The sequence below is a fragment of the Lutibacter sp. A80 genome, from assembly GCF_022429645.1.
Lineage (GTDB): Bacteria > Bacteroidota > Bacteroidia > Flavobacteriales > Flavobacteriaceae > Lutibacter.
This window is the reverse complement of record NZ_CP092480.1, coordinates 888,920-913,631: the sequence shown is the minus strand read 5'-3', so window position 1 is coordinate 913,631 and position 24,712 is coordinate 888,920. Positions and strand designations below refer to the sequence as shown.

The window sequence follows — 24,712 nt, the reverse complement described above, 5'->3', positions numbered from 1 at the left end:
TGATATAGTTAATATGTACTAAAGTGTTTTTATATAACTAATAAATAAAAATAAGCAATGGAAAAAATAATAGAGTTGTTAAATTATGAAATTGAACTTACTAACAATATACAAATATCTGTTAAGGCAATTCTATTAGTAACCATCACTTTAATTATAACGTCATTAATTTTAAGATTTTTTAAAAAGATAATTACTGAAAAACTGTCTAATGATGATAAAATAAAATTTGGTTCATTATTTTCTTACAGTAAATGGCTTATTTATGTTGTAATTATTTTAACTACTTTTCATAATATTGGAGTTAATATAACTGCCGTTTTTGCAGCATCAGCAGCGTTATTAGTAGGTGTTGGTTTGGCATTACAGACCTTGTTTCAAGATATTATCTCTGGAATTTTTATTATAATAGATCATTCTGTTCAGGTAGGTGATATTATAGAGTTAGATGGTAAAGTAGGGAGAGTTGAAGAGATTAAGTTAAGAACAACTAGAGCTGTAACTATAGATAATAAAGTACTAATTATTCCAAATCATTTATACTTAACTAATAGCCTGTATAATTGGACAGCAAACGGTAAAGAAACAAGAGAAGACATTTCAATAGGTGTAGCTTACGGTAGTGATATTCAATTAGTGAAAAAATTATTGATTGAGGCTGCCAATTCGCATCCAAGTGTTATTCCAGTACCCGAACCTTTGGTATTATTTATGAATTTTGGAGACAGCTCGCTAGATTTTAAATTAATTTTCACATTAAATAATAGTTTTGAAGGAATAATCCCAAAAAGTGATATTCGTTTTAAAATTGATGCTCTTTTTAGAGAACATAATATTTCAATTCCATTTCCTCAAAGAGATGTTCATTTTAATAAGACTGAAATTTAAAATGTGTTTAAAAATTACTATACAAAAATAGGCATATACATAAATAATGTTGGCTTGCTTTTTGTAGTGAAAAAATAGAATTCATTAAAATAATAATATAAATGCCACAAATATTAATAATTGAAGACGAATCAGCAATTCGAAGAGTATTAACAAAAATTATTTCAGAAGAAAATGAAACATATCAAGTAGAAGAAGCAGAAGATGGTTTGGTGGGAATTGAAATGATTTCAAAATCGGATTACGATTTGGTACTTTGTGATATAAAAATGCCTAAAATGGACGGTGTTGAGGTTTTAGAAAAGGCTAAAAAAATAAAACCTGAAATTCCAATAGTTATGATTTCTGGACACGGAGATCTTGATACAGCTGTAAATACAATGCGTTTAGGTGCATTTGATTATATTTCAAAACCGCCAGATTTAAACCGTTTATTAAATACAGTTAGAAACGCACTTGACAGAAAAGAACTAATTGTTCAAAATAAAATTTTAAAGAAAAAAGTAAGCAAAAAATATGAGATGATTGGTAATAGTAATGCCATATCTCATATAAAAGATATGATTGAAAAAGTGGCTCCAACAGACGCTAGAGTTTTAATTACTGGGCCAAATGGTACAGGTAAAGAGCTTGTAGCCCATTGGTTACACGAAAAAAGTGATAGAACAAAAGCACCAATGATTGAAGTAAACTGTGCGGCTATCCCTTCAGAATTAATAGAAAGTGAATTATTTGGGCATATAAAAGGTTCGTTTACAGGAGCAAATAAAGATAGAGCAGGTAAATTTGAAGCCGCAAATGGTGGAACAATTTTTTTAGATGAAATTGGAGATATGAGTCTCTCTGCTCAAGCAAAAGTGTTAAGAGCACTACAAGAAAATAAAATTTCAAGAGTTGGTAGTGATAAAGATATTAAAGTTAATGTTAGAGTAATTGCGGCTACAAATAAAAACTTAAAAAAAGAAATTGAAGATGGAAAGTTTAGAGAAGATTTATACCATAGATTGGCAGTAATTTTAATTGAAGTACCGCCTTTAAATGAAAGAAGAGATGATATTCCTTTATTAATTAACTTTTTTGCTGCACAAGTTGCAAAAGAACAAGGTACTGCAATAAAAACTTTTTCAGATAAAGCTATAAAATTATTACAAGAATATAGTTGGACAGGAAATATACGAGAATTAAGAAATGTAGTTGAACGTCTTATTATTCTTGGCGAAAAAGTGATTTCTGAAAATGATGTAAAACTCTTTGCTAGTAAATAGGTAAATTTTATAAGTACTCTTTTTAATTATAAATAAATCTTATGTTAATATAAATAATTTGCATAAGATTTATATTTTTTTTCTTTAATTAGACTGTATATTTGTAGTGTTAAAAAAGAATATTAATAATTAAAAAGAATAAAAAATGGCAACAGCTGTAGGTAAAAAATTTCCAGATTTAAATGTAGACGCAATGAACGAAATGGGTGATACATTTAAAGTTAATGTATTAGAAGAAGCAATTAATAATAATAAGAAAGTATTATTATTTTGGTATCCAAAAGATTTTACATTTGTTTGTCCAACTGAATTACACGCTTTTCAAGAAGCATTAGGTGAATTTGAAAAAAGAAATACAATTGTAATAGGAGCTTCATGTGATACTCCTGAAGTACATTTTGCATGGTTAAATGCACCAAAAGATAATGGAGGTATTGAAGGTGTTACTTACCCAATTTTAGCAGATAGTAATCGTAATTTATCTAGTATTTTAGGTATTTTAGATATTACAGAAGAAACTTTTGATGAAGAAACTGGAACTGTTCAGGTAAAAGGAGATAACGTAACTTATAGAGCTACTTATTTAATTGATGAAGACGGATTGGTTTTTCATGAAGGAATTAACCATATGCCAGTTGGTAGAAATGTAAACGAATACTTACGTTTAATTGATGCTTACACACATGTTCAAAAAAATGGAGAAGTTTGTCCAGCAAACTGGGAAGAAGGAAAAGATGCAATGTCTCCAAATGCTAAAGGAACAGCTGAATATTTAGCTTCACACTAAAAAATAATAAATTATGTTTCAAGAATTAACAGAAGATAATCTAGAGCAAATAGTAGCTGATAATAAAACTGTAGTTGTACAATATGCGGCAACATGGTGTGGTAATTGTAGAATTATGAAACCAAAGTTTAAAAAATTAGCAACTGAAAATCCAGATGCTGTTTTTGTAATTGCAGATGCAGAAAAATTTCCAAATACGCGTAAATTAGCTACTGTAGATAATTTACCCACGTTTGCAACTTTTAAAGCAGGAGCTTTTGTAAATCAAGTACAAACAAATAAATTTGAAATTTTAAAAGACTTAGTAAATGAAGTTACCAGTAATTAAACACCTAACTAATTTTATCGAAGAAAACGATCAAGATTACGTTATTGAAACTATAGAAACTTTGGAGGCTTTAACAGAAGTACCATCGTTAAAAGATGAAGAGTTAGATGTTATTGGTGAAATTATTTCTAATCTTTATGGTGCCATAGAAGTTGATAAAATGGTTAAAGATGGTATGGCAAAAAAAGAAGCATTAAACACATTTATGAAACGTGTTTTAGGATCTATTGATTCTTAATATAATTTACTACAACTATAATAATCATAAGAAATCCCGAGTTTAGCTCGGGATTTTTTTGTTTTTTATTTATAAATAATTTAAGAATATTTTAAAAATTAATAACCTTCAGAAATATTTTTTAATTCACTTTTATTAGAAATTTTAATTTTTTTACCTTGTAAATCAATTACACCATCTTTTTTAAGATTAGACAATAATCGTATAGCAGATTCTGTAGCTGTTCCAATAGTGTTTGCAATTTCTTCACGAGTTAAAACTACATCAATAAAGCCTTTATTATCTAAGCCAAATACTTCTTCTAAATGTAATAAAGTCTCAGCTAATCTATCTTTAACGGGCTTTTGAGCCATTTGAGATATTAAAGTATTAGCTTCATTTAATTGATGTGAAATATTTCTCATTAAATTAAGTGAAAACTGATTATTAATTTTAATTGTGTCTAAAATATCTCCTTTTGGTATAAAACAAACATGCATGTCTTCAAGTGCAATAGCATTTAAACCAACAAGTTCTTCACTTAATAATGAACGATGACCTAATATATCACCACCTTTAATAAATTTTATAATTTGTTCTTTTCCGTTTGTATTTAATTTAGTTAATTTTCCTTTGCCATCTTTAATACAATACAGACCATTTATAGTGCTTCCTTCTGTCATTAAATGATCTCCTTTATTTATAATAAGAGTTGTTTTATGATCAGAAAAAGTTTCTAATTCTTCATTTGTTAATGTTTTTAAAGCATTAAATCTTTTTATAATACACTGTCTGCAGTTCGACATACTAATCGGAATAGTTTTAATTAAAACATTACAAATTTACAAAATTTAATCAGATTATTTAGTTATAAAATATGATATTTGTCATTGTTATACAGTAAGAAATCAATAGTTTTGCATTGTTAATTTAGCATTATGAGTGTAAATAATTGTTATCATTGCGGTGCAGATTGTGGTAAAAATCCTGTAAAATTTAATAATAAATGTTTTTGTTGCAATGGTTGTAAAACTGTTTATGAAATATTAAATGCTAGTGAATTAACGTGTTATTACGACTTAGAATCTTCACCTGGAACAATACCTTCAGACATTAAGGGAAAATATAATTATTTAGATAATGAAGAAATTATTGAAAAACTTTTAGAGTTTAATGATGGTGAAACTTCAGTAGTAGAGTTTTATATTCCGAGTATACATTGTAGTTCATGTATTTGGGTTTTAGAAAATTTAAATAGACTTAATAAAGGAGTAACAATTTCAATGGTTAATTTTCCAAAGAAATTATTGCGTATCACCTTTAAAAATGAGGAGACAAATTTAAAAGAATTAGTAGAATTAATAACATCTATTGGTTACGAGCCTTATATAAGTTTAGAAGATGCTGATGCGAAAACAAATAAAATAGACAAAACATTAATTTATCAGGTATCTATTGCCGCATTTGCTTTTGGTAATATAATGTTATTATCGTTTCCAGAATATTTTGAAGTTGATGAATTTTGGTTAGAAAAATACAAGCATTTATTTAGATTGTTGATGTTTGTAATGGTTATACCCGTTGTGTTTTATTCAGCAAAAGACTATTTTATTTCTGCATATAAGGGGTTAAAACATGGAATGCTAAATATAGATGTACCAATTGCTTTAGGAATTTCGGTATTATTTATTAGAAGTTCTATTGAAATATTTTTAAATATTGGATCAGGTTTTTTTGATAGTTTATCAGGCTTGGTTTTCTTTTTATTATTAGGTAAATTTTTTCAGCAAAAAACCTATAATTTCTTGTCGTTTGAGAGAGATTATAAGTCGTATTTTCCAATTGCTGTTTCTTTAATTTTAGATGATAAAGAAATAAATATACAGGTAAAAGACATAAAAAAAGGAGATAGGCTTTTAATTAGAAATGAAGAATTAATACCGGTTGATGGTATTTTAATTAACGGAAATGCAGCAATAGATTATAGTTTTGTAACTGGTGAATCAATACCTGTAATAAAAAAATCTGGAGATAAATTGTTTGCTGGAGGAAAACAAACAGCAGGAGCCATAGAAATGGAAGTAATTAGTACTATAGAACAAAGTTATTTAACGCAATTATGGAGTAATGATGTTTTTAATAAGTCTAACGAAAAAACAATAAAAAATATAACAGATAATATAAGTCGCTTTTTTACAATCGCCATTTTGTTAATTGCATTTTTAGGAGGTATTTTTTGGTATTTTTACAATGTTGATATGCTATTTAATGTTGTAACGGCTGTTTTAATTATAGCTTGTCCTTGTGCATTAGCACTATCTGCTCCCTTTGCTTTTGGAAACATTTTACGCATTTTTGGATATAAGAACTTTTATTTAAAAAATTCAGAGACTATAGAAAATATATCAAAAATTGATACAATAATTTTTGATAAAACAGGAACAATTACATCGAGTGATAAATCTCAGTTATCTTATTTTGGAACAGCATTAAACAATACTGAAAAAAGTGATTTAAAAAGTATTTTGAGAGCTTCGAACCATCCATTAAGTAGATCTTTATATGAATATTTAGAAGTAGATTCATTAATAGAGAAGCCAACGGTTTTTAATGAGGTTTTAGGAAAAGGTATTGAAGCTACAATTAATAATAATACATATAAAATAGGAGCATCTAGTTTTGTAGAAGCTAAATCTGTAGCTATAAATGAAACATCTATTTATATAAAAATTAATGATGAATTTAAAGGTTATTTTTTATTTAAAAATAGTTACAGAGAGGGAACAAAAGAAGTATTTGAAAAATTGCATGTAAATTATAATTTAGTAATACTCTCAGGTGATAATGATGGTGAAAAAGAATATTTAGAAGAACTTTTACCTAAAAACACATTGTTTAAATTTAATCAAAAACCAGAAGATAAATTAGAGTTTATTAAAAAAATGCAAGAGAAAAATAAAAAGGTAATGATGATTGGTGATGGGTTAAATGATGCAGGGGCTTTAGCTCAAAGTAATGTTGGAATTGCTATTTCAGAAGATGTAAATGTGTTTTCTCCTGCCTGTGATGCCATTTTAGATGCCAAGCTTTTTAATAAATTACCTAAGTTTTTAGCACTTTCAAAAAAAACGATAGCAATAATTAAGGCAAGTTTTATTTTATCATTCTGTTATAATATTATTGGGTTGTATTTTGCGTTAACTGGTATGTTAACTCCTGTGGTTGCTGCTATTTTAATGCCTTTAAGCTCAATTTCAATTGTAGTGTTTGTAACTATTCTTACAAATTGGGTTTCAAAAAAGCTATAATTTCGTACATTAGAAAAATTCTAATTAAAATAGTATGATATTTATCATACTATTTTACAAATTAAATAATATTTTTGTGTTTTTAATCAAATAAGGCTGAATTTATGGAAGTAGTATACATAACAATAGGTGTAAGTATTATTGTTGCCGTATTTTTTTTCATAGTTTTTATTAAATCGGTAAAATCTGGACAGTATGAAGATACCTATACTCCATCTGTTAGAATGTTATTCGATGATGAATTGGTTAAAAAACAAAAGGATAAAGTTGAGCAAAAAGAAAATCAACAAGAATAAATATATATTATTAACAATTAATCAAAAAGTATGGAAAAAGAACAGTTTTATTATGATAATAAAATAGTTAAAATGTTTCTTTGGGCTACAATTCTTTGGGGAGTTGTAGGAATGTTAGTAGGGCTATTAGTAGCGCTACTTTTTGTTTTCCCAGGATTATTAGAGTTTACAGGTTCAGATAGTGCTATTTCGTGGTTAAGTTTTGGTCGTTTACGTCCTTTACATACCAATGCAGTTATTTTTGCCTTTGTAGGAAATGGTATTTTCTTAGGTGTTTACTATTCTACACAAAGATTACTTAAAACAAGAATGTTTAACGATGTTTTAAGTAGAATTCATTTTTGGGGTTGGCAAGCAATTATTGTTGCAGCCGCAATAACATTACCTCTAGGTTTATCATCATCTAAAGAGTATGCCGAATTAGAATGGCCAATAGATATAGCCGTTGTTTTAATTTGGGTAGTTTTCGGTATAAACTTAATTGGAACTATATTAAAAAGAAGACAAAGACATATTTATGTTGCAATATGGTTTTATATAGCAACCCTTGTAACTATTGCTGTTCTATACATATTTAATAATTTAGAAATGCCAGTATCTGCATTTAAAAGTTACTCAGTATACTCTGGAGTACAAGATGCATTGGTACAATGGTGGTACGGACATAATGCTGTGGCATTTTTCTTAACAACGCCAATTCTAGGTTTAATGTACTATTTTGTACCTAAAGTAGCTAATAGACCAGTGTATTCATATAGACTTTCTATTATTCACTTTTGGACATTAATTTTCTTATATATTTGGGCAGGGCCTCACCATTTATTATATACGGCTTTACCAGAATGGGCACAAAATTTAGGAACTGTATTTTCTGTAATGCTTATTTTCCCATCTTGGGGAGGTATGATTAATGGATTGTTAACCTTGCGTGGAGCTTGGGATAAAGTTCGTGAAAATCCAGTGTTAAAATTCTTTGTTGTTGCAATTACTGGTTATGGTATGGCAACGTTTGAAGGTCCTATGTTATCATTTAAAAATTTAAATGCAATTGGACATTATACAGATTGGATTGTAGGTCACGTGCATATTGGAGCATTAGCTTGGAACGGATTTATGATTGCCGGTATTGTATATTGGTTAGCTGAAAAATTATGGAAAACACCATTATATTCTAGAAAATTAGCAAATACACATTTTTGGTTAGGAACTCTAGGTATCTTATTCTACGCAATACCATTATATGTAGCAGGATTTACACAAGCTTTTATGTGGAAACAATTTAATCCAGATGGAACTTTAGTATATGGTAACTTTTTAGAAACTGTTACACAGGTAATTCCAATGTATGCAATGCGTGCAATAGGAGGTACTTTATATTTAACAGGTTTTGTTTTATTAGCAGTAAATGTTATTAAAACAGCAAAAGCAGGATCTGCAGTAGAAGATGAATTAGCTGAAGCCGCTCCATTGAAAAAAATTAGTGGAAAACGAATTGCTGGTGAAGGGCTACATACTTGGTTAGAAAGAAAAACAGTATTGTTTACAATTTTAACAACAGTAGCTATTTTAATTGGTGGGTTAGTAGAAATTGTTCCGTTAATATTGGTAAAATCTAATATTCCAACAATAGAAAGTGTTAAACCATATACACCACTAGAATTAGAAGGAAGAGATATTTATATTAGAGAAGGTTGTAATAACTGTCACTCTCAAATGATTCGTCCTTTCCGTTCTGAGGTTGAACGTTATGGAGAGTATTCTAAAGCAGGAGAGTATGTATACGACTTCCCATTTTTATGGGGATCGCGTAGAACAGGACCAGATGTACATAGAGTTGGTGGTAAATATAACGACAACTGGCACTTTAATCATATGTTAGATCCACGTTCAACATCACCAGGTTCTATTATGCCACGTTATTCTTGGTTGATTAAAAATGATATGAATGCATCTAACTTAGAAAGTAAAATGGAAGGACTTGTAGGTTTAGGAGTTCCTTATTCAGAAGAAGATATTAAAGGTGCTAAACAAGCTTTATTAACTCAAGCTAAAGAAATTGAGAATAATTTAAGACAAGACCCTGAGTTTGTTAAAAATTATGGTTCAAGTAATATTCAAAATAAAGAAATAGTAGCTTTAATCGCTTATTTACAACGTTTAGGTACAGATATTAAAGCAAATCAAACAGCCTTAAAATAAAACCTATGTTAAAATTTATAAAACATAATTTAGAGAGTATTGAAGGTGTTGAAATTTATCCAATAATTTCACTCGTTTTATTCTTCTTAGTTTTTTCAACAATGATCATATTTGTTTTTAGACTTCCAAAAAGAAGAATTGATAATTTAAGTAATTTACCTTTCGATAACGATACTAATACTAAAGAGAAAACAGATGAATAAAAATTCAGAAAACATATCGGGTTGGAAAAAGTTTATGAAATCCATGACTAAAGCCCACGAGCTAGGAACGGAAGAAGACATAATGTTAGAACATGATTATGATGGTATTAAAGAGCTAGATAATGTATTGCCACCATGGTGGTTATATGGTTTTTATATTACCATAGCAATTAGTATTTTTTACTATGTTCAAGTATTTTATAATTCAGAAGAATACAGTCAAGAAAAAGAATTTGCAACCGAAATAGCAGAAGGTAAAGCGCAAGTTGAAGCTTACAAAGCTGCAAATCCGGAATTATTCGATGATTCTAATATTGTAGCATTAACAAGTGAAGATGATTTAGCTAAAGGAAAAGAGTTATTTGCTTCTAAAACTTGTACTGCTTGTCATTTAGCTGATTTAGGTGGTAGTATTGGACCTAATTTAACTGATAACCATTGGATATTAGGTGGTGATGTTAAGAGTATTTATAATACTATTTCAAAAGGTGGTAGACCAGGTAAAGGTATGATTGCTTGGGAAAGTACTATCAGTAGAGATGAAAGAATTCAGTTGGCAAGTTATATTGTTTCTATGCAAGGAACACAACCAGCAACACCTAAAGCAGCTGAAGGTGATATAATCTGGCCAGAAGAATAAAAGAATATAGAGCTTATTCAATTAAATTTGAATATTTTACAACTTTAATTTGTCTATTGACAAATACAAATATCAATTTGTAAAAAATATAAATTTTTATTTCAAGTTAGTAGTAAAATTAGGGTAAAGTAGTTGATGTATTTTAAATCAATTACTTTATCCTTTTTTTGTCACTTTTGTTTCTTATTAGTAATACAATAAACTATAAATTTGCTTAAAAATCCTTCACAACGAATTAAATTTAAAATGGATACAGAAAATAAAGAAGTATTTAGAGATTCAATAGCAACAATTGATAAAAGTGGAAAAAGAAACTTTATTTTTCCTAAACAGCCTAAAGGTAGATTTTATAATTATAGAACTATTGTTAGTTGGTTTTTATTGGCGTTTTTATTAGCGGCTCCTTTTATTAAAATTAAAGGAAATCAATTTTTATTATTTAATATTTTAGAACGTAAATTTCATATTTTCGGTTTTCCTTTTTGGCCACAAGATTTTCATTTATTGGTAATTTCAATGCTGGTAAGTGTTGTTTTTGTTATACTTTTTACGGTGGTTTTTGGTAGAATATTTTGTGGGTGGATGTGTCCACAAACTATTTTTATGGAAATGGTTTTTAGAAAAGTTGAATACCTAATTGAAGGAGATAGGTCTAAACAAATAAAATTAGATAAACAAGAATGGAATGCTGAAAAAATTAGAAAACGAGTTTTTAAATGGTTTGTGTTTTTTATAATCTCGTTTATAATTTCAAACGTATTTTTAGCTTATATTATTGGGTCAGATAAAGTTTTAGCATATATAACAGCGGGTCCATTAGAACATTTAAGTACACTTATTTATTTATTAGCTTTTACAGCGGTTTTTTATTTTGTTTTCGCTTGGTTTAGAGAGCAAGTATGTATTATTGTTTGTCCTTATGGAAGATTACAAGGTGTTTTATTAGATAATAAATCTATTAATGTTGCTTATGATTATGTTAGAGGGGAAGGTGAAGCTGGACGAAAAAAATTACGTAAAGATGAAGATAGAGATGAACTTGGACATGGAGATTGTATAGATTGTAAACAATGTGTACAAGTTTGTCCTACAGGAATTGATATTAGAAATGGTACTCAATTAGAATGTATTAACTGTACAGCTTGTATAGATGCCTGTGATGCAATTATGGATAGATCTGGTTTTGATAAAGGTTTAATACGTTATGCTTCTGAAGATAATATCGATAAAAAAGAAAAGTTTAAATTTAATACGCGTTTAATTGCTTATTCTACAATTTTAACAATACTAATAGGTGTTTTAATAACAATGTTATTTTTAAGAAATGACATTGAAGCTACAATTTTACGTTTGCCAGGACAAACTTTTCAAAGTACAGAAACTACTATTAAAAATGTTTATACCATTAAATTAATAAATAAAACAACCGAAGATTTAGAAAATTTAGATCTTAAATTAATTTCGCATCCAGGAAAAATAGACCTAATTGGAGGTAAAATTAATCTTAAAAAACAAGGGTTAAAAGAAGGGACTTTATTTATAGAAATCAATAAAAAAGACCTAAATTCGTCGAAAGAAAAGTTAAAGATTGGTGTTTATTCAAATGATAAATTAATTGAATCAACCACTACTAATTTTACAGGACCATTAATTATTAAATAATTATGAAAATTAAATTTACTTGGCCAATGGGTATTGTTATCGCATTGGTATCGTTTATAATATTTATTTTATCTTTTGTGTATAAAGCACATTTTGTAAAAGAATATGACCACCATTTAGTATCTGAAGAATATTATAAAGATGAATTAAATTTTCAGAAAGAAATTGATCAGCAAAATAAAGGAATTGCATTAAAAGAAAATGTTTCAATAAATAAAACTAATAATGGTTTATTAATTGTATTCCCAAAAGAATTTAAACCTTCAGAAATTTCAGGTATTATAAATTTTCAAAGGTTGTCTAATGATAAAATTGATTTTGAAATTCCAATTAAGTTAGAAACTAACGAGTATTTAATTAAAGACGAAAGTCTGGTTGAAGGACGATGGGATATTAAAATAGAGTGGGAGGTAGCAGAAAACAAATATTTATATAAAGAAAAAATAATGTATTAATATGTTATGGACTGCATTAGTTTTAGGTTTAGCTGGAAGTTTTCACTGTATAGGAATGTGTGGTCCAATTGCATTTGTATTACCCGTTGATAGATCTTCCAAATCAAAATTAATATTTCAAACAATATTATATCATTTAGGGCGTATAATTAGCTATTCGCTTATAGGACTACTCTTTGGTTTTATTGGTAAAGGATTGTATTTGGCTGGATTTCAACAGCGTTTATCTATTTTAATGGGTGTTGTAATGATTGCTATTGTTATAATTCCAGTATCTATTTTTAATAAATATAATTTTTCTAAACCTATTTATAAAATAATAGGAAAAGTAAAACACAAATTAGGTTTATACTTAACAAAAAAATCAAATAAGGCCTTATTTTTAATTGGTTTTTTTAATGGGTTTTTGCCTTGTGGTTTAGTTTATATGGCTTTACTTGGCTCAATTTCAACAGGTAATGTGTTAAATGGCTCTTTATATATGGCAATTTTTGGAGTTGGAACAATTCCTTTAATGACTGGAGCAATATTTTTAGGGGATTTTGTAAATTTATCAATTAGAAATAAAATTCAAAAAGCAATTCCAGTATTTGTGGTTATTATTGGATTATTATTTATATTGCGTGGATTAGGATTGGGGATACCTTATATCTCTCCTTCAGATGCAAAATTACAAATATCCAACAATCCTGCAGAATGTGTAACCATTGAAAAGTCAGAATAATATGGCAATAACTCCAAATTTAACTAAAGAAGATTTTGAAAAAGCTTCTTCTTGTAAGGAAATTTTAGAAATTATTAATGAGAAAAACATTAATATTGATAAAGTAAAGAAAAGATTATTTTATGATGATGAACTTAAAAAGTTACAGATAGAATTAGTAAAATTACAGCAATGGATTTCTAAAAATAACAAAAGAGTCGCTATTATTTTTGAAGGCCGAGATGCCGCAGGAAAAGGTGGTAATATAAGACGATTTGCAGAGCATTTAAACCCAAGATCTACACGTTTAGTAGCACTAACAAAACCTACAGAAGTAGAACGTGGACAATGGTATTTTAGACGTTATATAAAAGAACTGCCAAATTCAGGAGAAATTGTATTTTTTGATAGAAGTTGGTACAATAGGGCTGTTGTTGAGCCAGTTATGGGGTTTTGTAATGAAACTCAATACGAAAAATTTATGGTTCAAGTACCAGAATTTGAACACATGCTTTGTGAAGATAATTTAATATTGATAAAATTTTGGTTCTCAATTTCTAAAGACGAACAACTATCTAGATTTAATGCTAGAATTGGAACCCCATTAAAAAGATGGAAATTTAGTCCTGTTGATAGAAAAGGACAAGAACTTTGGGACGATTATACATACTATAAAGAACAAATGTTTAGTAAAACGCACACTAGCTATAGTCCTTGGATTATTGTTAGAGCTAACGATAAAAAAGTTGCAAGGTTAGAATGTATTCGATATGTTTTATCTCAATTTAACTATGATGGTAAGGATAAAGCACTTACAACCTTATTACCAGATCCTAATATTATTATGAGATACCATCGTTCATCAAAACAATTAGATTAATTATGCAAGAGTTTAAATTAACACCAGAAAACTTAGATATCCTTAATACAAATAAAGGACTTACAGCATTATTATCTAGAGAACCTTATAATTTAGAAAGAGCTGTTAGATATGTTAAGTATGAAAAACGTTTAAAAAAATTACAAATAGAATTAATACGTCTACAAACTTGGGCTATAAATCAAAATGAACGAATTATAATAATTTTTGAAGGCCGAGATGCAGCGGGTAAAGGTGGTGCAATTAGAAGAGCAACTGAAAGAATGAATCCTAGATTAATTAGAAAAGTTGCGTTGCCAAAACCTACCGTAGATGAAAAATCTCAGTGGTATTTTCAACGTTATGTTAATCAATTTCCAAAAGCAGGAGAAATTATCTTTTTTGATAGAAGTTGGTATAATAGGGCAGTAGTAGAACCCGTAAATGGATTTTGTACCCATGAGGAATATGAAACGTTTATGAATCAAGTAAATGATTTTGAGCGTATGATTACCGACTCAGGTATTCGTTTGGTAAAAATTTACATGTCTATTTCTAAAAAAGAACAAGCAAAACGTTTTGAAGAAATTAAAAATAATCCTTTAAAACAATGGAAAATGACTGCTGTTGATGAAAAAGCACAGGAGTTATGGGATGTTTATACAAAATATAAAAACAAAATGTTTGAAAAAACAGCAAATAATGCTGTAAGCTGGAAAATAATTAGAGCTAATAAAAAAACTATTGCAAGAGTTAATGCAATTAACCATATTTTAAAAAGCATTCCTTACGATAAAAATCTGAAAATCTAGTTTGTAAAAAAGTTATTTTATCTTTAAAGTTTATTATATTGCTAGTATATGAAAACTAATAAAGAATTAGAGTTAGTTTGGAATTTTGTAAATAATACAGATAGAAATATATTTTTAACAGGTAAAGCTGGTACAGGAAAAACAACTTTTTTACATAAACTAAAACAAGAATCTTTAAAAAGAATGGTAGTAGTAGCACCAACTGGTGTTGCCGCAATAAATGCAAAAGGTGTAACTATACATTCCTTTTTTCAAATGCCATTCGGACCAATTTTACCAGATTCAGAACTAGATTCTACAACCAGTTTTAATAGAAAATTTAACAAAACTAAAATCAATATTATTAAATCTATGGATTTATTAGTGATTGATGAAATTAGTATGGTAAGAGCTGATTTGTTAGATGGAATTGATAAAACTTTAAGACGCTTTAGAAATAGAAATAAAGTTTTTGGAGGTGTTCAGTTATTAATGATTGGCGATTTACAGCAATTATCACCCGTTATTAAAGAAAATGAATGGCAATTACTAAAACCTTTCTATAAAAATGGCTTCTTTTTTAGCAGTTTTGCTTATCAAAAAAGCAAGGCAATTACCGTTGAATTAAAACACGTTTATAGACAAGACAATCAAAATTTCATTAAAATTTTAAATGAAATTAGAAATAATGCGCTATCACAGTCTTCTGCTGATGAACTAAACAAACGTTATTTGCCAGATTTTTCACCCAATGAAAATGAGGGTTATATAGATTTAACAACACATAATAATAGAGCAGAAAAGATAAATACTGTTGAATTAGATAAGTTAAAAACAAAGCCACAAACCTATACCGCTACTATAGAAGGAAAATTTCCAGAATTTGCATATCCAAATAAAGAAGAACTAGTTTTAAAAGTTGGAGCTCAAGTCTTATTTATAAAAAATGATAGTTCTTTTGAAAAACGTTATTTTAATGGGAAAATTGGAAAAATAATTTTTTTAGATGAAAATGAAGTTATTGTAAAATGTAAAGATGATGCTTCTAATATTATTGTTACACCAGAAATTTGGGAAAATATAAATTATACCGTAAATCCTGAAACTAAAGAAATTACAGAAAATTGTATTGGATCTTTTAAACAAATTCCTTTGCGTTTAGCTTGGGCAATAACAATTCATAAAAGCCAAGGATTAACATTTGAAAAAGCAATTATAGATGCACAAGGCGCTTTTGCTCACGGGCAAACTTATGTAGCTTTAAGTAGGTGTAAATCGTTAGAAGGTTTGGTGCTTAAAAGACCTATTGATTCAAGACAAATTATTAGTGATAACAATGTAATTACATTTAATAAAAAAGCAGCTGAAAATCAGCCAGATGAAAGTGTATTACAACAATCTAAGTCAGAATTCCAATTAAACTTAATAGCTGAAGTATTCGATTTTTTTAATTTTCTACACCCAATTAATCGTGTTTTAGATATTTTTTATAAAAATAAAACCACTATAAACGGTAATCTAGAGCCAAACTTTATAGCAATAAAAGATACAATTACAAACTTATTAAAAGTAGGAAATTCATTTAAAATACAATTACATAATTTAGCAAATACAAGTACAGAGCCAGAAGCAGATAAGACAATTCAAGAGCGTTTTATAAAGGCTAATCAATACTTTAATGAACAAACTATAAACTTTATAGAAACTCCTTATAAAGCCTTTAATTATACAACAGATAATAAAGCTGTAGCAACTGATATTGATAAGCAATTAGATATAATTGAAGAATTTTTAATAACCAAATTAAGTTATTTTAAAAATTTGACAGTAGGATTTAGCACTTTAAAATTTTTAGAATTAAGAGCTAACGCAGTCTTTTTGGCTAAAAAATCATCTAAAAAAGCTAAAGTTATAGCTGTGGAAGGCACTGAAAATAAAGAATTATTTGAACGTTTACATAAATTAAGAGATACCATTGCTGAGAAAAATGATATAAACCATTATCAAGTTTTTTCTCAGAAAGCTTTGTATAAATTATGTGAAATTTTACCAACAAGTTCTAAAGAACTATTAAGTATAAAAGGTTTTGGTAAAGTACGTGTAAAAAAGTATGGTGAAGCTATTTTAAAAGTTATTGGAGATTATTGGATTGAAAATGATATTGAAATTTCTAATGAAAACATGTTTCTTGAAGACAAACCTTCAAGAAAAAAAAAGAAAGGAAGCAGTAAAAAGATATCGTTGGAATTATTTAAATCTGGTAAAACTATTCAAGAAATTGCTGATGAAAGAGGACTTACTGCAGAAACAATTACTACACATTTAGCTTCTTTTATTCCTTCAAAAGAAGTTGAAATAACTGATTTAATATCAAAAAGTTATTATAAAGAATTAAAAGCGTTAATTCCTACAATAACTTTTGAAAGTATTTCAGATTTAAAACACAAAATCGATGATAAGTATTCTTACATCGATTTGCGTTTAGTATTAAATGAATTAAATAATCAGTAATTCACAATATTTATTAATCTTCAACAATTACCCATTCTCCTTTTTGAATTAAAGGAATTGCTTGTTTGTATTTTACAGATTTGTTTTCACCATTCATCACATTTTTAATAGTCACTTTTTCGTTTCTACCTATTTTGCGTTCGGTTCTAACAATAGTTTCTACAACTTGCGGTTGTTGGGTTTGGTTTGTTTGTGTTTGTTCAGAAGTGTTTTTATAATCTTCTTTACTTAATTGTACTTTTTCTCTTTTTTGCTCTCTAGCTTGAGAAACTTGATTTGCATCTTGCGATGGTAATTCACCTTTAAATAAGAATGAAAGAACTTCTTTATTTACTTTATCAAGCATTTGATTGAACAATTCAAATGATTCAAATTTGTAAATTAATAAAGGATCTTTTTGCTCGTAAGTAGCATTTTGAACCGATTGTTTTAATTCATCCATTTGACGTAGATGATCTTTCCAAGTATCGTCAATAATTGCTAAAGTAATATTTTTTTCAAAGTCTGTAACTAAGCCTTTTCCTTCACTTTCATAGGCTTCTTTTAAATTAGTTACAACTTTTAATTCTTTAGTTCCATCAGTAAAAGGCACCACAATACGTTCGTATTTATCACCTTGATTTTCATACACATCTTTAATTACTGGATAAGCTGCTTTTGCACTTCTTTCCAGTTTTTCTTTATAGTGTTTGTAAACAATATCAAAAAGTTGATCTGTAAGTTCTTGTTCAGAAAGTTTTTGGAATTCTTCTTCGGTAAATGGAGAAGAAGTAGAAGAAAAACGAATCAATTCAAATTCAAAATTCTGATAATCGTTTGCAAGTTTGCTCTCTCTTACTATTGCACTACAAGTATCATATACCATATTTACAATATCTACTTGTAAGCGCTCTCCGTATAATGCGTGTCGGCGACGTTTGTATATAACTTCACGTTGCGAGTTCATAACATCATCATATTCTAATAAACGTTTACGAACACCAAAGTTATTCTCTTCAACTTTACGTTGCGCGCGTTCAATAGATTTAGTAATCATAGAATGTTGAATAACTTCACCTTCTTGAAGTCCCATTCTATCCATCATTTTAGCAATTCGTTCAGAACCAAACAAACGCATTAAATTATCTTCTAATGATACGTAAAACTGTGATAAACCTGGATCTCCTTGACGACCAGCACGTCCACGTAACTGACGGTCTACACGTCTAGAATCGTGACGTTCTGTACCAATAATAGCTAAACCACCAGCAGCTTTTACAGCATCAGATAATTTAATATCTGTACCACGTCCTGCCATATTTGTTGCAATAGTTACAACTCCTGGGTTACCAGCTTCAGCAACTACATCTGCTTCTTTTTTATGTAGTTTTGCATTTAATACATTGTGTTTTATCTTTCTAATAGAAAGCATTCTTCCTAATAATTCAGAAATTTCAACAGAGGTAGTACCAACTAAAACAGGTTGTCCGTTATTAACTAATTTTTCAATTTCATTAATAACAGCATTGTATTTTTCTCTTTTTGTTTTAAAGATTAAATCTTCTTTATCATCTCTAACTAAAGGTACATTTGTAGGTACTTCAACAACATCTAATTTGTAAATATCCCAAAATTCACCAGCTTCTGTAATTGCAGTCCCTGTCATACCACTTAATTTGCGGTACATTCTAAAGTAATTTTGAAGTGTTACGGTTGCATATGTTTGTGTTGCAGCTTCAATTTTTACATTTTCTTTAGCTTCAATTGCTTGGTGTAATCCGTCTGAATAACGACGGCCGTCCATTATACGACCAGTTTGTTCATCTACAATTTTAATTTTATCATCCATTATTACATATTCCACATCTTTTTCAAATAGGGTATATGCTTTTAATAGTTGATTCATTGTATGAATTCGTTCACTTTTAATGCTAAAATCTCTATATAATTCTTCTTTTTTAGCCGCAGTTTCTTCAGCGGAAAGATTTTCACTATCAATTGCAGCAATTTCGGTACTTAAATCTGGTAAAATAAAGAAGTTTTCATCTCCGTCGTCTCCAGATAAATAAGAAATACCTTTATCTGTTAACTCTATAGAATTGTTTTTTTCATCAATTACAAAATATAAATCCTCGTCAATTTTTGGCATTTCACGATTATTATCTTGCATATAGTGGTTTTCAGTCTTTTGTAAAAGTTGTTTAATACCTTCTTGACTTAAAAACTTTATTAAGGCTTTACTTTTTGGTAAACCTCTATATACGCGAAGTAATAAAAAACTACCGTCTTTTGTATTTCCTTCTGCAATTAATTTTTTAACATCTGCTAAAACACCCGTTAGGTAATTTCTTTGAATGGATACAAGTTTATCTACACTTGGTTTTAATTCGTTAAATTCATGTCTATCAGCATTAGCAGTTGCACCAGATATAATTAAAGGTGTACGTGCATCATCTATTAATACAGAATCGACCTCATCTACAATAGCATAATTATGAGGGCGTTGTACCAGTTCTTCAGGTGAGTGTGCCATATTATCACGTAAATAATCGAAACCAAATTCGTTATTTGTACCGTAAGTAATATCAGAATTATATGCTTTTCTTCGAGCATCTGAATTTGGTTGGTGGTGATCTATACAATCAACACTTAAACCATGAAATTCAAATATAGGTCCCATCCAAGCAGCATCACGTTTTGCTAAATAATCGTTTACAGTTACAACGTGTACACCTTTTCCGGACAATGCATTTAAATAAATTGGGAGTGTAGATACTAATGTTTTACCTTCACCAGTCATCATTTCGGCAATTTTACCTTGGTGTAAAACAGTACCACCAATAAGCTGTACATCGTAATGTACCATATCCCAAGTTACTTGTTTACCTTGAGCATCCCAAGTATTTGACCAAAAAGCTTTATCATCTTCTAGAGTTACATTGCCTTTAGTTGCAGAGAGTTCTCTATCAAAAGGAGTTGCTGTAACAGTAATAGTTTTATTTTCTTTAAAACGTTTTGCAGTTTCTTTAACAACAGCAAAAGCTTCAGCTGTTATATTATTTAGGGTTTTTTCTAAAACTTCATACGCGCTTTCTTCTAATTCATCAATTTCAGAGTAAATTTCCTCTTTTCTATCAACATTTGCATCGTGAGCTTCTTTTTTTAACTCATTTATTTTTGAAGTATATTCATTAGTTGCTTTTGCAATAATGTCTTTAAAATAAGCTGTTTTTTCTCTTAATTGATCGTTTGTTAGATTAGAAACTTCACTTTCAAATGCTGCAACCTTTTTTACAATAGGTCGTAACAATTTTAAATCACTTTTTTTCTTATCTCCAACAAATACTTTTAGTACGGAATTTATAATACTCATTTTTTGTGTATGAATTTATATTTATTAACCTTTAAATAAGGTGTTTTTTATTATTATTTAGTAAGCGAATTTAAAATATTTATATTTTAAAAAGCTTAAATTTTTGTTTAAATTATGGTTTAAAACCAAAAAAAAGCCTCAACCGAGACTTTTTTTGAATTTTAATATTTTAATATTCATCTTCATTCCAGAGATAATCATCTTCGGAAGGATAATCTGGCCAAATTTCAAGAATAGATTCAAAGTTTTCATCGGCATCTTCAATTTCTTGAAGATTTTCAACAACTTCTAAAGGTGCTCCTGTTCTTATAGCATAATCAATTAACTCATCTTTTGTCGCAGGCCATGGTGCATCTGATAAATACGATGCTAATTCTAGTGTCCAATACATAACTTTTTTGTATTAAATATTTTTGCAAAAATAATTTTTTTACTTAAAGAAACAAGTTATTTCTTAATTTTTTTCATTAATAAAAAGAACTTATTATAATTTCTCAGGAATCCAAGGGATTTCTTGAGCTTTATTATCAATAATCAATTTTCGTGCCAGTACAAAAAGGTAGTCAGAAAGTCTATTTAAATAAACAATTATTAGTTCATCAATTGTACTTTCGTCACTTAATTGTGTGGCTATACGCTCTGCTCTTCTACAAATACAACGTGATATATGACAAAATGACACGGTTGTATGTCCGCCTGGCAAAACAAAATTTGTCATTGGAGGTATTGTCTCGTTCATATTGTCAATTTCAATTTCTAATAATTCTATAGATTTAATGTCTATTTTATTAATATTGAGACGTTCTTTACCGTTTTTTAAAATCTTTTTTTCAGCAGGTGTTGCTAACATTGCACCTAGAGTAAATAATTCGTTTTGAATTTTTATCAGTACATGAGAAGTATAGTCATCAATTTTTTGATCACGAATTAATCCAATGTAAGAGTTTAATTCATCAACAGTTCCATAAGCCTCAATACGTAAATCGTATTTAGGAACTCTAGTTCCACCAAATAACGATGTTTTTCCTTTATCTCCAGTTTTGGTATATATTTTCATAATGCTGCATTAAATTAAATGATTGCAAATGTACAAATATTAGTTGTGAGTTGGTATTGAGTTATGTATTAACTATGGTTTTAATTTTATATAAAATTAAATTTAAACACGTATGGTAAAATGTTGTCTTGCTTGTTCAGTTCTAAAAAAAACAATACCATAAAAATAAGTATTTATTGTAATAGTAACTTTAGGGTTGTTTTTTATTTCTTCCCAAGCTTCTTGTAGTTCTTTTGAAGAATTAATAGCGTTAAAAATAAAAACAGAATTATTATGTGAAGCAACTAAACAATCTTTAAAATTATTTAACAATGTTGTTTTTTGATGGGTTTTATCAAAATAAATGAAATCGAATTGCGAATTATTAATTAGTTTATTTTTTAAATTACTGTTAATTAATGTAATATTTAAAAGTTCTATGTTATTAAAAAGCGCTGCAGCTTCTTTATTAATAGTTTTATTGTTTTTTATAGTGGTAACAGCTGCTTTTGGGTTTCCTATACTTAATAGTGCAGTATTAAATCCAAAAGAAGTTTCCAATTCTAGAATAGATTTAGGTTTAAAATAGGTTACAATTCTTATTAAGAGAAGCGCTTGTTTTTTAGTAATATTAGGAATTTCAATATTATTGTTTTTGAAATAATTTAGAATAGTAACCAGTTTTTGTTTTTTTGAAGCTGCTGTTTTTATAGTAAAGCAATTAGTTACTAAATTGTACACAAAAGGAGAATGTATTCCATGTTTATTGGTAGATTTTAATAAGAATAAAAGATAGGATTTTATTTTAAACCACATATTGTACAGTAATAATTTGCTAAAATAAGTGATTTTTATAAAAAGAACATATTATAATTCGCTGGATTTATTTTGATTTTAGTATCTTTTTAATACAAAATAATAAGATTGAGATTATATTAAAAGTGAGCTTTCAAAATAATTGTATTTAAATGATTAAAAAAGTATAATAATATTTTTAGACAGTTTTTCTTTTTTAAAATAAGTTAAAAAAATGTTAGATATTTAAAGTACTAACGACAAACTATATTAATTGTGTATTTTTATAAAAATTTTTATAAAAGCTGAAGTTTCTAAAATGAAATTTTAGATTAAATTATAGTAAGAAAATACACATCTTATTTTAAAAGTAGATATTAAGATTTAATGAAAGTACATCATATTCCATTTCAAGAAACCGGATATTTTTCAAGTTTAATTGGAGATTATTTAGATAAAAATTCTAAACTAACTCAATTTTATGGTAACTTCCCTAATTTAGAGGGATTTAAAAATCAGATAACGCTTAAGCAAGCTTCATTTAAATCTAAATCTAGAGCTATTTTAGCCGAATCACTTTTTAAACAATACAATAAGTTAGATATAAATGATTTAACGTTAAATAATATTAAATTATTAGAAAAGGATAACACATTTACAATAACAACAGGGCATCAGTTAAATATTTTTACAGGGCCTTTGTATTTTTTGTACAAAATTGTATCTACTATAAATTTAACAAAGCAATTAAAAACTCAATTTCCTCAACATAATTTTGTGCCAGTTTATTGGATGGCAACAGAAGATCACGATTTTGAAGAAATTAATTATTTTAATTTTAAAGGTAAAAAAGTAGTTTGGGATAGAGAAAGTAGCGGTGCTGTTGGAAGACTTAATACCAAAGGTTTTGAAGATATTTTTAATGTATTTTCCAAACAATTAGGAAATTCTATCAATGAAAATTACATAAAATCATTATTTGAGAATGCATATTTAAAGCATCACAATTTAACAGATGCAACTCGCTATTTAGTAAATGAATTATTTGGTGAATATGGTTTGGTTATTATTGATGGAGATGCTATTGAACTTAAACATGAATTTTCTTCAATTGTTAAAGACGAATTATTAAATGCTACTTCTTTTAAAGCAGTTTCAAAAACAAGTGAAAAATTAGCTGAAAATTATAATATTCAGGTAAATCCAAGAGAAATTAACCTTTTTTATTTAAAAGATGATTTAAGAGAACGTATTATTTTTGAAGATAATGTCTATAAAATTAATAATACATCTATTGTTTTTTCTGAACAAGATATTTTAAAAGAGCTAACTAATTTTCCAGATCGTTTTAGTCCTAACGTAATTATGAGACCCTTATATCAAGAAACAATTTTACCAAATTTATGTTATATTGGTGGAGGAGGAGAACTAGCGTATTGGTTTCAGTTAAAAGATTATTTTTCAAAAGTTGCTACACCATTTCCAATTTTATTATTACGTAATTCAGTATTGTTAATTACTGAAAAACAATTGATTAAGCTGGGTAAATTAAATGTAACTTTAAAAGAAATTTTTAATAAGCAAGAAGTTTTAATAAATAAAAAGGTAAAAGAAATTTCCGATATTTCAATAGATTTTTCACAGCAAAAGCAGTTTTTACAAGAGCAATTTTTAGCATTAAAAGAATTAGCTGAGCAAACCGATAAATCTTTTATTGGTGCAGTACATGCACAAGAAAAAAAGCAATTGAAAGGATTAAATAATTTAGAAAAACGCTTGTTAAAAGCTCAAAAAAGAAAATTGTCTGATGTAGTAACTAGAATTGAAACGTTACAAAATGAATTATTTCCAAACAGAAGTTTAGAAGAGCGCACACGTAATTTTTCTGAATTCTATATAGATTTAGGTACAGATTTAATACCAATGCTTTTAAAAGCATTGGAACCATTAAAATTAGAATTTTCTGTTATAGAATATTAGAAAGGTGTAAAAGGTGTAACTTTATTTTTGAAACCATATTCTAAAGTAACAACTTTTTGATCTTTAATTTTAGTAGCTTCTTGTTCGTTTAATTCAAAATCAATTTCAGTAAAAAAAACGTTTGTATTTTTAATTTTATTAGACTCTATAGTTGTATTGTCAGAATTTAATACAATAGATTCATTGTTAAATTTAAATGTTGCAGTACAGCCTACTCTTTTAATATTTACAGAAGTGTCACCAATAATTACAGTTTTTAAGTAAGGAAAACCTCCTAATTCTTCAACATCAGCATATACAATATTAGTTTCATTTTTAGCATATTTAGTACCTCCTTTAAAATCTATTTTTTCTATAATTTCTGGAATAGAAGGAACTTCTTTAGGCTTGTTTTTAAAAAGTTTGGATAATGAAAATGCCATATTTTAATTTTAAAA

Annotated in this window: 23 protein-coding genes; 17 read left to right on the top strand and 6 right to left on the bottom strand. The window is 27.9% G+C overall.

The genetic code is table 11. The features are described 5' to 3' along the window. Positions 1–57 precede the first annotated feature (57 nt). The 5 genes from MHL31_RS04030 to MHL31_RS04010 all read left to right on the top strand — a co-directional run bounded on the left by MHL31_RS04030 (position 58) and on the right by MHL31_RS04010 (position 3,506). Complete coding sequence (locus MHL31_RS04030) at positions 58–888, top strand: mechanosensitive ion channel family protein (RefSeq protein WP_240227797.1); 831 nt, start codon at positions 58–60, stop codon at positions 886–888. Positions 889–989: 101 nt separating this feature from the next. Beyond that, on the top strand, positions 990–2,153 hold the full coding sequence (locus MHL31_RS04025) for a sigma-54 dependent transcriptional regulator (protein WP_240227796.1): 1,164 nt from the start codon (positions 990–992) through the stop codon (positions 2,151–2,153). Positions 2,154–2,298: 145 nt separating this feature from the next. Next, positions 2,299–2,940, top strand: a complete 642-nt coding sequence (locus MHL31_RS04020; protein ID WP_240227795.1) for a peroxiredoxin — start codon at positions 2,299–2,301, stop codon at positions 2,938–2,940. A 13-nt stretch (positions 2,941–2,953) separates the two neighbouring features. Next, on the top strand, positions 2,954–3,268 hold the full coding sequence (locus MHL31_RS04015; RefSeq protein ID WP_240227794.1) for a co-chaperone YbbN: 315 nt from the start codon (positions 2,954–2,956) through the stop codon (positions 3,266–3,268). Next, on the top strand, positions 3,249–3,506 hold the full coding sequence (locus MHL31_RS04010; RefSeq protein WP_240227793.1) for a hypothetical protein: 258 nt from the start codon (positions 3,249–3,251) through the stop codon (positions 3,504–3,506). The genes MHL31_RS04015 and MHL31_RS04010 overlap by 20 nt, the downstream gene beginning before the upstream one ends. A gap of 98 nt (positions 3,507–3,604) precedes the next feature. Here the strand turns inward: MHL31_RS04010 and MHL31_RS04005 are convergent, their stop codons facing one another. Then, positions 3,605–4,291 carry a Crp/Fnr family transcriptional regulator gene (locus MHL31_RS04005; RefSeq protein WP_240227792.1) on the bottom strand — a complete coding sequence of 229 codons (687 nt, stop codon included), beginning with the start codon at positions 4,289–4,291 and terminating at the stop codon, positions 3,605–3,607. A 132-nt stretch (positions 4,292–4,423) separates the two neighbouring features. Between MHL31_RS04005 and MHL31_RS04000 the strand changes: the two genes are divergently transcribed. From MHL31_RS04000 to MHL31_RS03950, 11 genes are all read left to right on the top strand, one after another. Next, on the top strand, positions 4,424–6,793 hold the full coding sequence (locus MHL31_RS04000) for a heavy metal translocating P-type ATPase metal-binding domain-containing protein (protein WP_240227791.1): 2,370 nt from the start codon (positions 4,424–4,426) through the stop codon (positions 6,791–6,793). 104 nt (positions 6,794–6,897) lie between these two features. Further along, entirely contained in the window at positions 6,898–7,089 is a 192-nt protein-coding gene (gene ccoS, locus MHL31_RS03995) for a cbb3-type cytochrome oxidase assembly protein CcoS (RefSeq protein WP_240227790.1), read from the top strand. Between the two features lie 30 nt (positions 7,090–7,119). Continuing rightward, positions 7,120–9,288 (top strand): cytochrome-c oxidase, cbb3-type subunit I, encoded by a 2,169-nt coding sequence (ccoN, locus tag MHL31_RS03990; RefSeq protein WP_240227789.1) that lies wholly within the window; start codon positions 7,120–7,122, stop codon positions 9,286–9,288. 5 nt (positions 9,289–9,293) lie between these two features. Next, positions 9,294–9,491, top strand: a complete 198-nt coding sequence (locus MHL31_RS03985; protein WP_240227788.1) for a cbb3-type cytochrome c oxidase subunit 3 — start codon at positions 9,294–9,296, stop codon at positions 9,489–9,491. Then, positions 9,484–10,131: a cbb3-type cytochrome c oxidase N-terminal domain-containing protein gene (locus tag MHL31_RS03980; protein WP_240227787.1), complete on the top strand. Its 648-nt coding sequence runs from the start codon at positions 9,484–9,486 to the stop codon at positions 10,129–10,131. The genes MHL31_RS03985 and MHL31_RS03980 overlap by 8 nt, the downstream gene beginning before the upstream one ends. Before the next feature lie 246 nt (positions 10,132–10,377). Then, complete coding sequence (gene ccoG / locus MHL31_RS03975) at positions 10,378–11,793, top strand: cytochrome c oxidase accessory protein CcoG (RefSeq protein WP_240227786.1); 1,416 nt, start codon at positions 10,378–10,380, stop codon at positions 11,791–11,793. Between the two features lie 2 nt (positions 11,794–11,795). Further along, positions 11,796–12,248, top strand: coding sequence for a FixH family protein (locus tag MHL31_RS03970; RefSeq protein ID WP_240227785.1), 453 nt, complete (start codon positions 11,796–11,798; stop codon positions 12,246–12,248). A 1-nt stretch (position 12,249) separates the two neighbouring features. Continuing rightward, a complete protein-coding gene (locus MHL31_RS03965) occupies positions 12,250–12,972 on the top strand; it encodes a sulfite exporter TauE/SafE family protein (protein ID WP_240227784.1) in 723 nt (240 codons plus the stop codon). 1 nt (position 12,973) lies between these two features. After that, the gene (gene ppk2, locus MHL31_RS03960; RefSeq protein WP_240227783.1) at positions 12,974–13,831 is read left to right on the top strand and encodes a polyphosphate kinase 2; all 858 of its coding nucleotides are present in this window, start codon (positions 12,974–12,976) and stop codon (positions 13,829–13,831) included. A 2-nt stretch (positions 13,832–13,833) separates the two neighbouring features. Then, positions 13,834–14,622 carry a polyphosphate kinase 2 gene (gene ppk2 / locus MHL31_RS03955; protein WP_240227782.1) on the top strand — a complete coding sequence of 263 codons (789 nt, stop codon included), beginning with the start codon at positions 13,834–13,836 and terminating at the stop codon, positions 14,620–14,622. A 48-nt stretch (positions 14,623–14,670) separates the two neighbouring features. Next, positions 14,671–17,112 (top strand): helix-turn-helix domain-containing protein, encoded by a 2,442-nt coding sequence (locus MHL31_RS03950; protein WP_240227781.1) that lies wholly within the window; start codon positions 14,671–14,673, stop codon positions 17,110–17,112. A 13-nt stretch (positions 17,113–17,125) separates the two neighbouring features. On the opposite strand, the gene secA is transcribed toward MHL31_RS03950, so the two are convergent. From secA to MHL31_RS03930, 4 genes are all read right to left on the bottom strand, one after another. Continuing rightward, positions 17,126–20,464 carry a preprotein translocase subunit SecA gene (secA, locus tag MHL31_RS03945; RefSeq protein ID WP_240227780.1) on the bottom strand — a complete coding sequence of 1,113 codons (3,339 nt, stop codon included), beginning with the start codon at positions 20,462–20,464 and terminating at the stop codon, positions 17,126–17,128. Between the two features lie 169 nt (positions 20,465–20,633). Continuing rightward, on the bottom strand, positions 20,634–20,855 hold the full coding sequence (locus tag MHL31_RS03940; protein WP_089376785.1) for a DUF2795 domain-containing protein: 222 nt from the start codon (positions 20,853–20,855) through the stop codon (positions 20,634–20,636). A gap of 93 nt (positions 20,856–20,948) precedes the next feature. Further along, positions 20,949–21,521 carry a cob(I)yrinic acid a,c-diamide adenosyltransferase gene (locus MHL31_RS03935; protein ID WP_240227779.1) on the bottom strand — a complete coding sequence of 191 codons (573 nt, stop codon included), beginning with the start codon at positions 21,519–21,521 and terminating at the stop codon, positions 20,949–20,951. Between the two features lie 102 nt (positions 21,522–21,623). Continuing rightward, positions 21,624–22,316 (bottom strand): class I SAM-dependent methyltransferase, encoded by a 693-nt coding sequence (locus MHL31_RS03930; RefSeq protein ID WP_240227778.1) that lies wholly within the window; start codon positions 22,314–22,316, stop codon positions 21,624–21,626. Between the two features lie 366 nt (positions 22,317–22,682). Here MHL31_RS03930 and bshC point away from each other — a divergent pair, with 366 nt between their 5' ends. Beyond that, positions 22,683–24,275 (top strand): bacillithiol biosynthesis cysteine-adding enzyme BshC, encoded by a 1,593-nt coding sequence (bshC, locus tag MHL31_RS03925; protein ID WP_240227777.1) that lies wholly within the window; start codon positions 22,683–22,685, stop codon positions 24,273–24,275. Here bshC and MHL31_RS03920 read toward each other — a convergent pair. Next, on the bottom strand, positions 24,272–24,697 hold the full coding sequence (locus tag MHL31_RS03920; protein ID WP_240227776.1) for a hypothetical protein: 426 nt from the start codon (positions 24,695–24,697) through the stop codon (positions 24,272–24,274). The genes bshC and MHL31_RS03920 overlap by 4 nt on opposite strands. Positions 24,698–24,712: the final 15 nt, after the last annotated feature.

Bases quoted from the DNA above. Each gene is read 5' to 3' on its own strand.
- ccoG (WP_240227786.1), top strand. From the start codon at position 10,378: ATGGATACAGAAAATAAAGAAGTATTTAGAGATTCAATAGCAACAATT.
- MHL31_RS03930 (WP_240227778.1), bottom strand. From the start codon at position 22,316: ATGTGGTTTAAAATAAAATCCTATCTTTTATTCTTATTAAAATCTACC.
- ppk2 (WP_240227782.1), top strand. From the start codon at position 13,834: ATGCAAGAGTTTAAATTAACACCAGAAAACTTAGATATCCTTAATACA.
- MHL31_RS03935 (WP_240227779.1), bottom strand. From the start codon at position 21,521: ATGAAAATATATACCAAAACTGGAGATAAAGGAAAAACATCGTTATTT.
- MHL31_RS03965 (WP_240227784.1), top strand. From the start codon at position 12,250: ATGTTATGGACTGCATTAGTTTTAGGTTTAGCTGGAAGTTTTCACTGT.
- MHL31_RS03950 (WP_240227781.1), top strand. From the start codon at position 14,671: ATGAAAACTAATAAAGAATTAGAGTTAGTTTGGAATTTTGTAAATAAT.
- bshC (WP_240227777.1), top strand. From the start codon at position 22,683: ATGAAAGTACATCATATTCCATTTCAAGAAACCGGATATTTTTCAAGT.
- MHL31_RS04030 (WP_240227797.1), top strand. From the start codon at position 58: ATGGAAAAAATAATAGAGTTGTTAAATTATGAAATTGAACTTACTAAC.
- MHL31_RS03940 (WP_089376785.1), bottom strand. From the start codon at position 20,855: ATGTATTGGACACTAGAATTAGCATCGTATTTATCAGATGCACCATGG.
- MHL31_RS04025 (WP_240227796.1), top strand. From the start codon at position 990: ATGCCACAAATATTAATAATTGAAGACGAATCAGCAATTCGAAGAGTA.
- ccoN (WP_240227789.1), top strand. From the start codon at position 7,120: ATGGAAAAAGAACAGTTTTATTATGATAATAAAATAGTTAAAATGTTT.
- ccoS (WP_240227790.1), top strand. From the start codon at position 6,898: ATGGAAGTAGTATACATAACAATAGGTGTAAGTATTATTGTTGCCGTA.
- MHL31_RS04015 (WP_240227794.1), top strand. From the start codon at position 2,954: ATGTTTCAAGAATTAACAGAAGATAATCTAGAGCAAATAGTAGCTGAT.
- MHL31_RS03985 (WP_240227788.1), top strand. From the start codon at position 9,294: ATGTTAAAATTTATAAAACATAATTTAGAGAGTATTGAAGGTGTTGAA.
- MHL31_RS03970 (WP_240227785.1), top strand. From the start codon at position 11,796: ATGAAAATTAAATTTACTTGGCCAATGGGTATTGTTATCGCATTGGTA.
- MHL31_RS04020 (WP_240227795.1), top strand. From the start codon at position 2,299: ATGGCAACAGCTGTAGGTAAAAAATTTCCAGATTTAAATGTAGACGCA.
- MHL31_RS04000 (WP_240227791.1), top strand. From the start codon at position 4,424: ATGAGTGTAAATAATTGTTATCATTGCGGTGCAGATTGTGGTAAAAAT.
- MHL31_RS04005 (WP_240227792.1), bottom strand. From the start codon at position 4,291: ATGTCGAACTGCAGACAGTGTATTATAAAAAGATTTAATGCTTTAAAA.
- MHL31_RS03980 (WP_240227787.1), top strand. From the start codon at position 9,484: ATGAATAAAAATTCAGAAAACATATCGGGTTGGAAAAAGTTTATGAAA.
- MHL31_RS03920 (WP_240227776.1), bottom strand. From the start codon at position 24,697: ATGGCATTTTCATTATCCAAACTTTTTAAAAACAAGCCTAAAGAAGTT.
- secA (WP_240227780.1), bottom strand. From the start codon at position 20,464: ATGAGTATTATAAATTCCGTACTAAAAGTATTTGTTGGAGATAAGAAA.
- MHL31_RS04010 (WP_240227793.1), top strand. From the start codon at position 3,249: ATGAAGTTACCAGTAATTAAACACCTAACTAATTTTATCGAAGAAAAC.
- ppk2 (WP_240227783.1), top strand. From the start codon at position 12,974: ATGGCAATAACTCCAAATTTAACTAAAGAAGATTTTGAAAAAGCTTCT.